The organism is Candidatus Zixiibacteriota bacterium (assembly GCA_020853795.1).
Lineage (GTDB): Bacteria > Zixibacteria > MSB-5A5 > CAIYYT01 > CAIYYT01 > JADJGC01.
Genome location: JADYYF010000130.1, coordinates 1 through 14,920, shown reverse-complemented (window position 1 = coordinate 14,920; position 14,920 = coordinate 1). Strand labels below are relative to the sequence as shown.

8 protein-coding genes are annotated in these 14,920 nt (G+C 60.7%); all 8 read right to left on the bottom strand.

Annotated features, from left to right (window positions below):
- Window positions 1-1,235: hypothetical protein (locus IT585_10275; GenBank protein MCC6963625.1), on the bottom strand; the 1,235-nt coding region annotated here is incomplete at its 3' end.
- Window positions 1,195-2,739, bottom strand: a complete 1,545-nt coding sequence (gene lnt / locus IT585_10270) for an apolipoprotein N-acyltransferase (GenBank protein ID MCC6963624.1) — start codon at window positions 2,737-2,739, stop codon at window positions 1,195-1,197. The genes lnt and IT585_10275, both read right to left, overlap by 41 nt.
- 39 nt (window positions 2,740-2,778) lie before the next feature.
- The gene (locus tag IT585_10265; protein MCC6963623.1) at window positions 2,779-3,816 is read right to left on the bottom strand and encodes a phosphoribosylformylglycinamidine cyclo-ligase; all 1,038 of its coding nucleotides are present in this window, start codon (window positions 3,814-3,816) and stop codon (window positions 2,779-2,781) included.
- Window positions 3,813-4,499 carry an HDIG domain-containing protein gene (locus IT585_10260; protein MCC6963622.1) on the bottom strand — a complete coding sequence of 229 codons (687 nt, stop codon included), beginning with the start codon at window positions 4,497-4,499 and terminating at the stop codon, window positions 3,813-3,815. Before IT585_10260 ends, IT585_10265 begins: the two co-directional genes overlap by 4 nt.
- Before the next feature lie 67 nt (window positions 4,500-4,566).
- Window positions 4,567-6,966, bottom strand: coding sequence for a primosomal protein N' (gene priA, locus IT585_10255; GenBank protein ID MCC6963621.1), 2,400 nt, complete (start codon window positions 6,964-6,966; stop codon window positions 4,567-4,569).
- 554 nt (window positions 6,967-7,520) lie between these two features.
- Complete coding sequence (locus IT585_10250; GenBank protein ID MCC6963620.1) at window positions 7,521-8,789, bottom strand: tetratricopeptide repeat protein; 1,269 nt, start codon at window positions 8,787-8,789, stop codon at window positions 7,521-7,523.
- A gap of 80 nt (window positions 8,790-8,869) precedes the next feature.
- Window positions 8,870-10,213: a DUF4139 domain-containing protein gene (locus tag IT585_10245; protein ID MCC6963619.1), complete on the bottom strand. Its 1,344-nt coding sequence runs from the start codon at window positions 10,211-10,213 to the stop codon at window positions 8,870-8,872.
- 168 nt (window positions 10,214-10,381) lie between these two features.
- A complete protein-coding gene (locus IT585_10240; GenBank protein ID MCC6963618.1) occupies window positions 10,382-14,611 on the bottom strand; it encodes a PAS domain S-box protein in 4,230 nt (1,409 codons plus the stop codon).
- Window positions 14,612-14,920: the final 309 nt, after the last annotated feature.

The window sequence follows — 14,920 nt, the reverse complement described above, 5'->3', positions numbered from 1 at the left end:
ATGCCGATCAGGGGCGAGTTGGAGTAGGTGAAATTCGCCAGCTCATTGGCGGCATTGAGGCGATAGACGCCGCCGCCGAAGGTGCAAATCCAAACGTTGTCGTCACGATCGACGATGCCGGCGAGCTGTTCTTTCGTCGTGATCGATTGGCGTTTCCAGTCACCGTCGCTGAGCGTGGAGAGAGTGCCGTCGCGGGCGATGACATGCAGGAGGCCGGCCGAGCTGTAGCCGCCGCCGACGAGATCATTGGCGGCCGGGCCGGGCACTTCGATCGACTGCAATTCGTTGTTGGTGATTCCATAGATGCCAGAGCCGGAAGTGCCGACGAAGAGGCCGCGATTTGAGGTCAACGCGGTCATGTTCTTGAGAGCGTCGGCATTGCCAGTGAGGGGCAATTCCTGATCAGCGGTGTAGGCCAGGATGCCGCGAGAGCCGCTGCGATTGAAAAGCGCAAAAAGCTCGGTGTTGCCGGAGGCGGTAGTGAGATCAAGCACGGCGGCATTCGCAAGGCCGACTGACTGCAATACCGGGCCGGGCAGGAGTTGGTAAAGGCCAGTGTTGGCGCCGACGTAGACGTCGTCGTAAACAGCCACACAGTTAAGGTTGACGACGGCGCTGACGGTGGTCCATTCGTTGGGGTCGAGGAGAAATTCGCTGGCGGCATCGGCGATGGCGAGTCCGGCGGCGGTGACGGCGATGATCCGGCCGCCAGAGACGACGAGGTCGCGCACGGCGGTTTCCGCAGGAAAGTCGCCGAGATTGCGATAAGTTTCCTTTACTTCCCCGCCGTGGCGGATCAGGTCATACTTGATAATACCAACGCTGGAAGCGATCCAGAGGAAGTCGCCGGCGACGACGGCCGAGTTGAGGGAGATGGTGGTGCCTTCGCGGCCCTGCAACTTTGCGAAGGTGAATTCGCCGGTCTTGATGCGCAGACGGCTGAGGACGCCGTCGGTTGAGCCGAAGTAGGCGATGCTGTCGCCGAGGGGAGCGGCGAAGTTGATCAACGTGCTGCCCAGCCCGTCGGAGTTCATGTAGGTCAAGACGGAGTCGTTGTCGGGGTCGAGGCGAACGACACCGCCGGTGGTGGCGGCCCAGACGTAGCCGGCGAACGACGCCAGTGAAGTCACGGTCTCCTTGTTGGTATAGTTCTTCCAGTCGAACTGCTGGGCGGCCAGCGGGACGGAGAAAAGGCTAAGCGCGAGGATGAATGTGATCAGCTTGCCAGGTATCATGACGTTTCTTCGCAACGGCAAGAATTATACCTGCAAGCAAGCTGACAGCAAGGCAAATCTTGCCGAGAACGGCGCCATGTTTCTGGAAGAGCGTGACGGGGCCGCGGTGGCCGATGTTGCCGGCGAGGAAGGTTTTTTCGCCGAGTTTGGTTTTAGCGACGACGCGACCATAGGGATCAAAGATCGCGCTGATGCCGGTGTTGGCGGCGCGGACGATCCAGACGCGATTTTCGACGGCGCGAAAGATCGGGATGGCGGCGTGCTGGTAGGGACCGGCGGTTTCGCCGAACCAGTCATCGTTGGTAATGACGGTGAGGAAGTCGGCGCCGCGATTAACCAGGTCGCGGACAAATTCGTTGTAGGCGATTTCGAAGCAGATCAGCGTGCCGAACTTGCGGCCGTTGGATTCGAACAGCACGAGGCTGTCGCCGGGATGGAAGTCGGAGATATCGAGCGCGAGGCGTTCCTTGACGAACTCGCGGAACTTGGCGATGGCGGTAATTCTCTCGGCGTAGGGCATATGTTCGCCGAAGGGCACGAGCCAGTGTTTATCGTAGATGCGCGGATCGCGGCCAACGGGCGTGAAGTAGTAGGTCGAGTTGAAGTAGCGGCGGGTGCCGTCGGGGAGGCGTGTCATGTGGAGGCCGCCAGTCATGATATCGACGCTGTTGCGGCGGGCCATGGACGCGATCCAGTCCATGTAGGGCGGTTCGAGATTGAGGTACATGGGTGCGGCACTCTCGGGCCAGACCAGCAATTTAGCGCCGGCAGCAGCGGCCTCGGCGCTGAGTGCCTCGTAGGTCTGGAAGTTGTGATCAGCGCGGCCGTTCTGCCACTTCTGCTGGACGGGGATGTTGCCCTGGAGTGCGGCGACGGTGAAATCGGGTGCGAGGGGCTGGAAGCGCGAGGCGCCCCAGAAATAGGCGCCGGTGTAGAGGATGATGACCGCGACAAAGAGGCTGATCGAGAGAATCAGGCGGCGCAGGTTAGTGTAAGCAAGGTAGAGCAAGAGGCCGACGAACGCGATGAAAAAGGTGATCGTGGCATCGCCGCTGATTTCAGCCAGTTGGACGATGACGGTGTTGGCGGCCTGCGTGTAAGCGAGATTTTGCCACGGGAAGGAGACCTGCGTTTGCGCGCGGAGGTACTCCATGCCGACCCAGAGGAAGGGCGTAAGCGCAATGCCGGCGCGGCCAAAACGGCGCGTGGCACTGCCGAGGATACCGCCGACGAAGCCGTAGTAGATCGAGTGCACGAGAATCAGGAGAATGACGCCGACGACGTTGACGTAGACGACCCAATAGAGGGTGAGAACGGCAGTGACGACGCCGAAACCCCAGCCGCTGCGGAAGCCCTCGCGAAACCCGAGTCCGCGGATGGCGGCGATAAAGAGCGGAACAAAGAAATAGATCAGAAACCACAACGGTGACGGTTCGAAGGCAAGGCTGAAGAATACAGCCGCCAAGAGGAGCAAGATCAGGCGTTGAGGAAAGCGGAAGCGCATTGACGGGGCTTCAATCCGTGGTAACAATTCGTGACGCGGTCACTGGAGGCTGACCTCACGTTTGCCGCGGACAATTTCGCCGACGACATGGCAGGCAACTTTCTGGCGTTTCAAGCTGCGCAGCGCGGCGTCGCGGTCTTTCGCGGAGATGACCAGCATCAGGCCGATGCCCATATTGAAGGCGGAGTACAGATCGGATTCGGCGATGTCGCCCTGCTCTTGCATGAAGCGAAAGAGGGGCGGTACGGCCCAGGCGGATTTAGCGATGACCGCGCGGCAGTTTTTCGGCAGGACGCGGACGAGGTTGCCGGGGATGCCACCGCCGGTGATATGGGCCAAGCCGTGGACAGCGACCTGCTCGCGGAGTTTGGTAATCGGTTTAAGATAGCTGCGGTGGACGGCCATGAGCGCTTCAGCGACAGTCTGACCGAGTCCGGGGATTGGCGAGTCGGGCGCAAGGTTGAGCTTGTCGAAGAAGAGTCTGCGCGCCAGCGAGTAGCCGTTGGTGTGAAGGCCGGAGGATTCGAGGCCGAGCACCAGGTCGCCGGGTCTGATTTTGGAGCCGTCGACGATACGGGAGCGTTCGACGACGCCGACGATAAAGCCGGCGAGGTCGTATTCGTTTTCCTGGTAAAAGCCGGGCATTTCGGCAGTTTCACCGCCGATCAGGGCGCAGCCGTTTTCCTTGCAGGCGCGGGCCATGCCGGCAACGACGTCGGCGACGACGGCAGGCACGAGTTTGCCGGTGGCGAAATAGTCGAGGAAGAAGAGCGGCCGCGCGCCCATGACGAGGATATCGTTGGTGCAGTGGTTGACGAGGTCCTGGCCGACCGTGTCGTGTTTGCCGGTCAGAAATGCAAGTTTGAGCTTAGTACCGACGCCATCGGCCGAGGAGACGAGCACGGGCTGCTTGAGGCCTTTGAATCTGCCGTCAAAGAGACCGCCGAAGCCGCCGATGCCATTGAGGACGGCGGGGTTGTAGGTTTTCTTGACGAGTTGTTTGATGCGTTCGGTGGCCTCATCCCCGGAGGCGATGTCGACGCCGGAATCCTTGTACGACAGTCCCTGTCCGCTCACAGCAATTTGTTTCCGTTGATATCCAATTCGAATTTCATGCCGAGGAAGGTGGCCGCGTTACGACACATCACCATACGGGTGAGGAAGATTTCGAAGTACTCCATCACGGATGCAATCGAGTCGTCGATTTTGATTTCGAGCGTGATGTTCTGCTTGTCGGGATCGACGCGCAGGAACGACGCTTTGGCGGCATAGTTGACGCGGTCGTGTATGTCGACGTTGAGTTGTTCGAGGTTGCGCACGCGCGAAGAGTGCACATCCGATTTGTCGGCGAGAATCACGGCGGCAGCGATGTCGGAGACGGGGGGAATTTCTTTGTCGTCATGATTGCCGATGGCAGCCGCGACATCGACGGCCTCCTCGGTGGCCAGACCCATCTTGTGCAAGAGCGTATAGGCGGCCATGGCGCCGGTCTGGGCGTGGTACTCGCGGTTGATGGCGTTGCCGATGTCGTGCATATAGGCGGCAATGGCGGCCAACTGGCAGACGCGGTCGGGTTTACCGAGGCGCTCGAGGACGTTGTAGGCGATCTTGGAGACGAGCTTGCAGTGGCGCAAGCCGTGCTCGGTGTAGCCCTGGCGGCCAAGGTAATAATCGGCTTTGACGATCCAGGCGGTGATTTCGTCGTTGTGCAGCACTTGGTCGATCGTCACCAGCCGACCGTTGGTCGCAGTCTTATCCATAGGAGTGGTTCCATGCATAGGTGTTGGAAGTTAGCGACAACAAAGGCGTTGTCAAGGTTCATTGTACTTACATCATATCGACCGGATCGACGTCAACAATTACCCGTTGGTGGCGGTTTGTTTGACGTTCCGGCACGTTGAGAACTTCGGCCACGAGCTTGAGCACGGTCTTGATACGCTTGGTCTTGATCAGAATTTGAAAGCGAAAGAAGCTGCGGCGCTTGTGAATGGGAGCCGCGATCGGGCCGTGGACACGAGCGAGGCCGGTCAAACGGCCGTGGACGGCGTCTCTGATCTCTTTGCCGATCTTCTGGGCGTGGGCGGCGTCAGCGGATTCGACGGCGACCAGGATCAGGCGGACAAAGGGGGGAAAGCCGAGTTCGAGGCGTTCGGCGATTTCGGATTCGTAGAAGCTCTTGTAGTCATGCTCCTGCGCCAACAGGACGGTCTTGTCGTCGGGGTAGAGCGTTTGCAGGATGACCTGCCCGGCGAAGTTGTGGCGACCGGCGCGACCGGAAGCCTGGGTAAGAAGCTGGAAAGTGCGTTCGCGGGCGCGAAAATCGGGGAGTTCGAGGCTGGTGTCGGCGGTGATAATGCCGACGAGCGCGACATCGGGGAAATCGAAGCCCTTGGCGATCATCTGGGTGCCGAGGAGAATCTTGGCCTGCCCGGAGCGGAACTTCTCAAAAATCTCGCGGAAACTTCCCTCTTTGCGAGTGGAATCGAGATCCATTCGCAAGAGCGGGACGTCGGGAAAAGCGCGGCGCAATTCTTCTTCCATCTTTTCGGTGCCGATGCCGCGATAGAGAAAGAGGTTGCTGTGACAGCGCGGGCAGGAGTCGGGATAGGGCTCGGTGTAGCCGCAGAGATGGCACAGCATACCGTGACGAATTTTGTGGTAGACGAGGGCGACGTCACAGTCGCGGCAGGTCAGTTTGTGGCCACAAGCGAAGCAGTGCACTGAAGGAGCGAAGCCGCGGCGGTTGAGCAGCAGCATGGCCTGGCCGCTAAGCGCAAGAGTGACCTCGATCTGCTCGCGCAATTCGGCCGAGAGGTAGCCGTGGCCGCGCTTTTCGAAACTCCGGCGCAGATCGACACGGCGCACCAGCGGCAAGGGGCGGGCATCGACGCGCTGCGTCAGTTCGAGCAAACGGTACTTCCCTGCCAGTGCGTTGTGATACGATTCGACTGAGGGCGTGGCCGAGCCGAGAATGACGGCGCAATTCAGTTGGCGGGCGCGCACGACGGCAAGATCGCGGGCATGGTAGCGCGGCGGGGGCGATTCTTGCTTGAGGGAGGCGTCGTGTTCTTCATCAACGATGATCAGACCGAGGTCGGGGAGCGGGCTAAAGAGCGCCGAGCGCGGTCCGAGGACGATATCGAGCCGGCCGGAGCGGGCGCGCTGCCAGATTTCGAAGCGGGACTTGGCCGACATGCGGGAATGAATCAGCGCGAGGCGGTCGCCGAAGATAGCGGCGAGGCGGTAGAAGATCGCCTGCGACAGGCCGATTTCGGGAACGATCACGATGGCGCGACGGCCGGCAGCGATTGCGGATTTGATGCACTCGATGTAGACCTCGGTTTTGCCGGAGCCGGTGACGCCATAGAGGAGAAAGGCCGCGAAGGCGGATGCCGAGATGGTAGCTGTGACAGTGGCGATAGCGGCAGTTTGCTCGGCATTGAGCACGAGGTTCAGATCGCGCGGCGCCGCAGGGGGATTGAAGAAGGGCGGCATTTCTGTAATACTGAGCAGGCCGGCAGCCTCGGCGGCGAAGACCTGCTGGGCTGAAGTTCTGGTCAGGCGGCGCAAGGCGGCCAGGTCGGTGGGGCCGTGTGCGATCAGTTGTTCCAGCAGGCGGCGAGTGACGGATGACTTGAGATCGGGCGGAACCTCTTGCAGAGTGGCTGCAACCTGCAACATTTCGGCGTCGAGACGACCGCGCTTGACCTGCCAGTCGAGCGAGATCAACCCGGCGTCGCGCAGGCTTGTGCGCAGAGCGGGTTTGAGTTCACTGAGGCGTGCGGCGGAGAGCTGCTTGCGCGAGCCGAGCAGTTTCACGAGCGCGGCGGCGGCCGGATCGCCGGCGGCGGCAGCAGCGATGAGCGCAGCGTGAGATGGGATGGCCACGCGCTGATTCAGACGCGCCGACAGGGGCTGCGGGAGATACGACTGGAGCACATCCGCGAGCGGGGTCAGGTAGTAGTCGGCGATGAAACGGCAGAACTCCAGTTCAGCGGCGCTCAGCACCGGTTCGAGATCGGGAAAGGAGTCGATGTCGCGGACGGGGCCGGAATAGCCAGCATCGAGGGCTGTGACGACGCCGAGCATTTTGCGACGCCCCAAGGGGACAATCACGCGGCGGCCGAGAATCTCGCTGAGCGAGAGGGCATCGGGGGCGCGATAGGTGAGCGGTTTCTTGACGGCATCGAAGACGCAGACTTCGACCAATCGCGGGGTTGGGGTCATGGGCGCAATATAGAGGAGGGGGAGGGCGGACGGCAATCAAATGTCGGAGGGGCAGCGGGAGGCGAGATCGAACACGATCACCTGGCCCCCTTTGCTAAGGGGGAATTCGGATCGGTGAGTGACTTCAGTACGGGGAAGATACGTGGCCATTAGCAGAAAGTGAATTAGCAGAAACGTGGCAGGTCTCTGGAGCGGAGGGTTTGGGAAGATGGAGGTCGCAACCGAGACCTGCTCTGCTCCCGCTTCAAACCACGGCAATCCATCGTTTGTCGGAACCCACCGCAAGCGGTGGGGCACCGGGGGCTTGGGGAGTCCGACTGAAGTCGGACCTACAGAGATTCGTGGCGTTGGGCGCAAACGCAACCTATCCCTCGGTCAGTGGGAGTCACCGCAATCCTCGTTCTTCGGAACCCACGGCAATCTTTCGTTCCTCGAAGCCCACCGCGAGCGGTGGGACACCGGGGTGTCCGTACCATAAGAATCAAAATGGGTGCAAAATAAAAGCGGCCGCAGAAGCACTGCGGCCGCGGAGTCAGAGGGAGTGCAGGCTGGAGTTACTTGGCTTTCGCTTCAGCTTGTTCGGCCTCGGCGCGCATACCGAGCCGGGCGTAGATGATCGCCAATTGCCCCCAGCAATCCTTGTTGGCATCGTCGAATTCGACGCACTTCTTGTAGGCTTCCAGGGCCTCGTTCTGCTTCTGCAGGAAGAACGAGATGTTGCCATACCAGTACCAATACGTCGGGTCGTTCTTAGTGGTCTCGGCCGCGAACTTGAAGTCCTCATAGGCCTTCTCGTTGAAGCTCTGACGGTGCTTCATCAGCTCATCCTGGGCGGCCTTAAGCGCCTTATCATTAGGACGGAGTGCCAGGAGGCTATCGAGAACGGCGGCGGAGTCGCGAATTGCGGCGGAGGTGGCGTTGCGAACGTTGAGGACACCGCGCTGATAGCGGATGTCCGTATTGTTGGGATTGCGCACGAGGATTTTGTCGAGCGCGGCCTGCAGGCGATCGTAGTCGCCGAGCGACTGGTAGCACATCGCCTGGTTGGTATAGGCGGCCTCGGCGTTGGCTTCGTCCAGATCGCCGAATTCGCCGTAGAAACGAGCCGCTTTCTCATAGTCCTTAAGTTCGAAGCAGACGTTGGCCAGATCGTAAACCATGCGGGCGTCTTTGGGATTAAGCTGGTAGCTGCGCTCGTAATGTTTGACGGCCTCTTGCGGATTGCCGAGGCGTTCCTCGACGAGCGCGAGGTTGGTCCAGATGCCGGCGACGGTGTCGTCGATGATGACGCAGTCACTGAAGATGCCCTTGGCTTTGGCCAGCAGCTGTGCGAGCAAAGATGAGTCTTTGGCCGCCGCGGCAGGGTCGGTCAAGGTATTCAAGCCGTCCTTGAGCGAGTCGGCCAGGCGCAATTGGCTGACGCCCTGATCGAAATTCCGCTTGAGTTCGGCCATGCGGGTATCCTGAATCTGCTTCTGCATTTTGTCTTTTTCGCAGCGCTTCTGCAGTTTCTTATCGCCGGTTTCGGCGGCGCGGGCGCAGATTTCCTCGAATTTCTTGAATTCAGCCATCATATCGGCATAGCGGGCGCGTTCGGCGTGAATCAGGCCGAGATAGAAATGGGCCTCGACCGGATCGGGGTAATTGGCGACAGCGGTCCGGAGCATTTCTTCGGCCTTGTCAAAATCCTTGTTTTTCTGGCCGAGATAGATCTTGGCGGAGCGCACGAGAGCATCGTACGGCAGCACATCTTTGGCCTGAGCCCAGAGGCTGGTACCACCCAACAGGACTACGATCAAACTTATGGACAGGACTCGTTTCATTCAGATCCTCCTCTTCGTGACGAAAGTCACAAGCTTTCGTCGGAAGCTAATGCCTCCTGTAGGGCATGTCAAAACAATTATCAGCCGTTAAAGCGGACGCGAAAACGCAGAACGGTTTCGGTGTCAGCTTTCGCGGGAACGTTGAATTCGATCAACTGAGCATTCTTCTTGATGGCTTCGAAATTCGTCTCGAGAATCTGCCAGTCGCCCCAGAGATTATAGCGAACGTTGATTGTGACCGCTTCCGTCTTGCGGTTCCGCAGCTTGATTTCAGTGGTTTCTTCACGGACGCGGTCGCTGATACGGCGGGAGTCAACGACGGCGGTTTCGGCGACGATGTCGAAGGCGTTGCCGACGCGCAGTTCAACATCCTCGTTACGCGGTTTGTGATCGATCTGATCTTCACCGAGGAATTCTTCAGAGCCGTCGCTGTCGAGCTTGGTCAGGCGCACCTTGCCGGCGGGCAGAGGCATACCGAGGCCGCCGGCTTCGCTATTCTTGAACGTGACGAGCACCTTGACGTCGTTGCCGCCCTGGAAAGCGTCGTAGCGATAGATCTTGGTAATCGGCGTTGAAGCCGGGTCAAACAGGCTGACCTGCTTGGTCTCGTTGTTGGCGATCGTGGTCGGGCGGCCGAGCGTGTAGAGGTGATATTCAAAGAAAGCCTTCTCCTCGAAACCGGGAGCGGACTCCGCCATCATGACGCGGTCGTCCATGCCCTTGGCCAGCGGCCGTTGCTGGACGCGGTTGATATCGCCGGCGACGAGTTTGAGTTTGGCGTCGTTGTAGGTTTTGCCGGAGCGATTGTCGAGCGAGACCCAGCCGGAGAGGCGGAGATTCTTGTCATCCTTGTCGAGGAGGGCGATGTACTCAGCGTGCCAGGAGATATTTCCGGTCAGGTAGCTAATTTCGGCGTCGCGTTTGCCGGCGACATCACTGGAAAGCAGCCACTGTAAGGTCGGGACGACGATGAGGCCCTCGGGCAATTTAGGAGCGGTCACCGAGAGCATCTCCTGCTGGTTGATCAGGCGGACGGCGCCGCCGTTCAACTGGAGCACGAGGTAGCCGGAGGAAGACGACAAGTAGGTACCGGAGACGACGTCGCCGTTCTTGAGCACGACGTCGATGGTCTGGCCGAGATATTTCTGCAGGACCTTGTCGGCGGAGACGAGGTCATACTGGAAATTCTGTTCGAGCAGATCGACGCGATCGTTGGAGCGCAAGCGGAAATGGACGGAGGTCGGATCGATAAAGGCGGCGACGTCGGTCATGTTCAGGCGGTTGACGCCTTTCTGCAGATCGAGCGTGCGGCCTTCTTTGACCAAGGCCAGGTTCTGATTATAGACGGTAATGGCGACATCGTCGGCCAGCGCCGCGGCGACGAGGCCGAGAATTAAGAGAGATGCGAGAAACAGCCGAGACATTGCGTTTCCTCCTATTTGTACACCTGAGTACCGGACAATTATTCAATTTCCTTTCACTCCGCGGCCCGGGAGCGGCGGAGTCGTGTCTGTACTGATAGGAGTTACAAATGCCGGGGGCAAGTTATTCCCGGCAAGTGGCGGCCGCGGATTCTGATGGTGAGGAATGAGTTAACGCGGCGGTTGGGGCCGCGATTCGGGCTGCGGCAACGATTCGCGGTCGAGGGCATCGCGAACACCGCGCAGCAGCTCCTGCATCTGGAAAGGCTTCTGAATGAAACCGGCGGCACCGAGTTGGGCGAGGGCGTTGCCGTCGTGATCGGAGAAGCCGGAAAGAATCACGGCTTTGACGCCAGGATTGATCTGGCGGAGTTCAGCGAGGGTGTCGAGACCGTTGAGGCGCGGCATGACCATATCGAGCAGAACAAGGTCGATCGAGCTGAAGGCGGCGCGGTAGAAGACGACCGCCTCTTCCCCGTTTTCACAGGCGAAGACTTTGTAGCCGGCGCGGGTGAGGATGCGTTCGGCGAGGTTACGAACGATGGCTTCGTCGTCAACGATGAGCACGCGTTCGCGGCCGTCGGTGGCGCGCTCGAGCACTTGCGGCGGGCGCGGGGCTTCGGTGGTTTCAAAGGCAGGCAGGTACAGGGTGAAGACGGAGCCCTTGCCGACCTCGCTGTGGACTTCGACGCAACCGCGGTGGTTGCGGGCGCAGCCGTAAACGCCGGCGAGTCCGAGGCCGGTCCCCTGCCCTTGTTCCTTGGTGGTGAAGAAGGGATCGAAGATGTGTGCGAGCAGGGCTTCGTCGATGCCGATGCCGGAATCCTCGACGGCGAGGGCGACATAGTGGCCAGGGCCGAGATCGAGGCTGTTGCGGCGGCAGAATTCCGGATCGAGGTGGACGTTGGCGGTGCGGAAGGTCAGGCGGCCGCCTTCGGGCATGGCATCGCGGGCATTGACGCTGAGGTTAAGGATCGCGCTCTGGATCTGCGACGGGTCGCCCTTGACGGTGCAGACGGTTGCCTGCAGATCGGTTTCGAGGGTAATGCGCTTGTCGATGGTGTGGCGCAGGATACGCATAACCTCGTCGATGGTATTGTGCAGGTCGACCGGCACGGATAGGTAGTTGCCCTTCCGGGCGAAAGCGAGGAGCTGGCCGGTGAGATCGGCGGCGCGAGTGGCGGCCCGGACGATTTCGTCAGCGTAGTCTTTGGTCCTCTGGTCGGTGGCGGTTTCGACAACGATGAGTTCGGCAAAGCCGCGAATACCGGCGAGCAGATTGTTGAAATCGTGGGCGATGCCGCTGGCGAGGCGGCCGACGGCTTCCAGTTTGTGCGCCTGGCGCAGGCGGGTCTCCAGGTCGACTTCGCGGGAGATGTCGCGCTTGACGAAGACGAAGTTGACGATGCGGCCGACGGCGTCGCGGATCGGCGAGACGGCGAGTTCTTCGTCGTAGGAGTCGCCATTGGCGCGTTGATTGCGGAAGCGACCGCTCCAGGTACGGCCGGCCTGAAGCAGGGGCCAGAATTCGGCGAAGAACTTGGTGCCTTCAAAAGTGCTGAAGAAGGAGCGCACCGGCTGTTCGACGACCTGGTCGCGGGTGAAGCCGGTGATGCGCTCGAAGGCGGCATTGACGTAGGTGATCCGGCCGTCGGGGTCGGTAATGATCATGCCTTCGACGGCCTGGTCGACGGCGGTGGCCAGCTGGGCGCGCTCGATTTCGATCAGACGGCGGTCGGTGATGTCGCGGGAATTGACGACGATGGCGCCGACGGCGGGCCAATCGAGCAGGTTGCGGCCAACGGCTTCGAGGATGCGGGTGGAACCGTCGCGATGACGGACCCGAAGCTCGAGGGAAAATTCAGCGCGCGGCCGGGAAAGGACTTCGGCCGCGGCCCGCAGGACTTGGCGCAGATCGCCGCGATGGATTTTATCAAGCACCGAGCGGCCAACCATCTCCGGCGGCGTGTAGCCGAGAATCCGCTGCAGGGAGGGGCTGACATAGGTGACGAGGCCGCGGGCATCGAAGAGCATGATGATATCGGTCGAGCTTTCGATGAGCGCACGGAAGCGTTCCTCACGGTGCTGCAAGGCTTCCTCAGCGCGGACGCGATCGGTGATATCGGCGATGAAACCTTCGAGGGCGACGATTTCGCCCTGGTCGTTACGCAACGCGGCGCCCTGCTCCCAGACCGACTTGCACTCCCCGGATTTGCTGATGATGCGGTACGTGAGGCGGTAGCGCCGGTCAGCGGCGACGGCCTGTTGCACTTCGCCCCAGACGTATTCGCGATCGTCGACGTGGATCAGATCGTTGTAGCTGATCAGTTGGGAGTTGAGCAGGTCGACGGCGGCATACCCGGTCAATTCGAGGCAGCCTTCGCTCACGTACTCCATGGTCCAATCGCGGTCGTTGCGGCAGCGGTAGGCCATACCGGGCAAGTTGCCCAGGAGCGCGGCGGTGGCGCGCTGGGCCTCGCGGGCCGCGGCCTCGGCCTGCTTGCGTTCCGTGATTTCTTCGAAGACGGTGACAAAGAAGTTGCGTTCGGGGGAGTAGGCGGAGATGGCGTACCAGCGGTTCAGTTCGGGCGAGAACTGCTCGAGACGCACGGTGCCACCGTGAAGAGCGATTTTGCCGTACATGGCGATCCAGCGATCGGGTTCCTGTGCCATCGCCGGGAGGACGTCGCAGGCGCGGCGGTTAATCACCTGGTCGCGCCGCAAGCCGGTCATGCGCTCGAAGGCGGCGTTGACTTCGAGGAAGAGGTAGTCGATCGGCTTGCCGCGGTCATCAACGATAATCTGATGGTAGGCGAAGGCGTCGAGGGAGTTTTCGAAGAGGAGGCGATACTTGGCTTCACTCTCGCGGATGCGGGCGGCAGCTTGCTTTCGCTCATTCAAGAATTCGCCGAAGACGATGATGCCGCCGATTTCGCCCTGCGAGTTGCGCCAGGGAGTTACCAGCCAGCGACACCAGACCGGTTTGCCGTCGGCACCGGTCAGGCAGTCTTCGTCACAACTGACGATTTCGCCGGCAAGGGCGCGGCGATGGGCTTCGCGCCAGCGTTCGGGTACCCACGGGTCGACTTCGTAGTGCAGCCGGCCGATCGGGGAATGCGAAACGCTGTGCTCGTTTTCCAGCCACATCTTGGTGGTGAAGAGATACCGCATCTGGCGGTCAAAAATGGCGATGGCTGCGGGCGTGTGCTGGAAGATGAGGCGCAGGTGCTCTTCGGATTCATGCAGCGCCTGCCGGGCGCGGACGGAATCGGTGACGTCGAAGATGGTGGAATAGAGCAGGCGCCGACCGTTGTATTCGAACGGGGAGCTGTAGACCTCGACCCGGCGCACTTCGCCGGAAGCGAGGCGATGGGAGAATTCAAAGTGGTTGCGATGCTCGGCCTCGATCAGGCGGATGCACTCGCGTACCTCTTCGGCCGACAGCGTATTGATAGCGGTGATTTTCAGTTGGAGCAGGCGTTCGCGCGGATAGCCGTAGAAGTCGACGGCGGCCTGATTGGCGTCGACGATGTTGGCGGTGGCCGGGTCGATGACGAGTTTGACGGCCTCGTTGCGCTCGAACATCTGCCGGAAGCGTTGCTCGCCGGCGGTGAGCAGTTCGATAGCGCGTTGCTGCTGGAGGAATCCGGCGAGTTCGGTGCTGAAGCTGTCGATGACCTGGAGCAGCTCGGTGTCGATCGGGAGCGCGGCGCGCGCGTAGAGCGCGATGATACCGACGCGGCGGCCGTTGGCCGCGATCGGAAACCAGAGGGCGGTGCGTAGCGCCATCTGATCGACCAGGTGGTTCCGGCCCGGAAGCGCAGAGGAGCGGACATCGGAAGTCCATTGCGGCGAGCCGCCCAGCCAGACCTTGCCCAGCGGAGCTTGTTCTTCCGTGATGCGCAGTGCGAAGGAAGCGCGCTCGTACTCATCGCGACAGGGCAGATCGGGCGCTAGCCAGAGTGAGGAGAGTGCGAAGTTCCGGGTGGTGTCATCGAGTTGCCAGAACTCGGCGATCTCCCATTCCAGATTGCGGGCCAGCGCTTCCAGCACGGCGACGACGGACGAATCGCCACGAACGATGGCGGCAAGGGCGCGGATGATTTCATTCTGAGCCTGGATTCGGCGGGCGCGGCGAGACTCCTCTTCGGCGCGTTCGGCGTCAATGGTGATCAATAGCCCAGCGGCAGCATCGCCGGGGATGATGCGGCCACATTCGAAGACGATCTGGTAGGCGTCGTTCGCGACATGCAAACGGTACTCAGTGGAGTATTCGCGCTGGTGGCGGCAGAGGTTGTCGAAGTCGGCGCTGACGCGGGCGCGATCATCGGGATGGATGCGGGCGAAGCGCAGATGGGGCTCAGACTGGAGCTGCTCGCGCGAGAAGCGCAGGATGCTCACGGCCGCTGGATTGGCGTATTGCAGCGCCAGCCCGGCGGCATCGAAGACCAGGCAACCCTCCCGGAGGACATCAAGAATCTGGCTAATCGCAACACCCGCTGGATTTAGACAGTTGTCAGTCTGTTGGCGAAGGGCAAACGACGAAGAATGATCTAAGAAGCAGCCCCGGATCGGCCAACGGCTAATTCATAGTGAATTTATCGGCTCTCAGGCGCAGAGCGTTAGGGATGGAAAGTGGGAGTCGCGAAGCTGTTTCGAGTTGAATCAAGTGAGGCGAAGAAAGCGACGAATAAAACGCCCTGGTCCCTT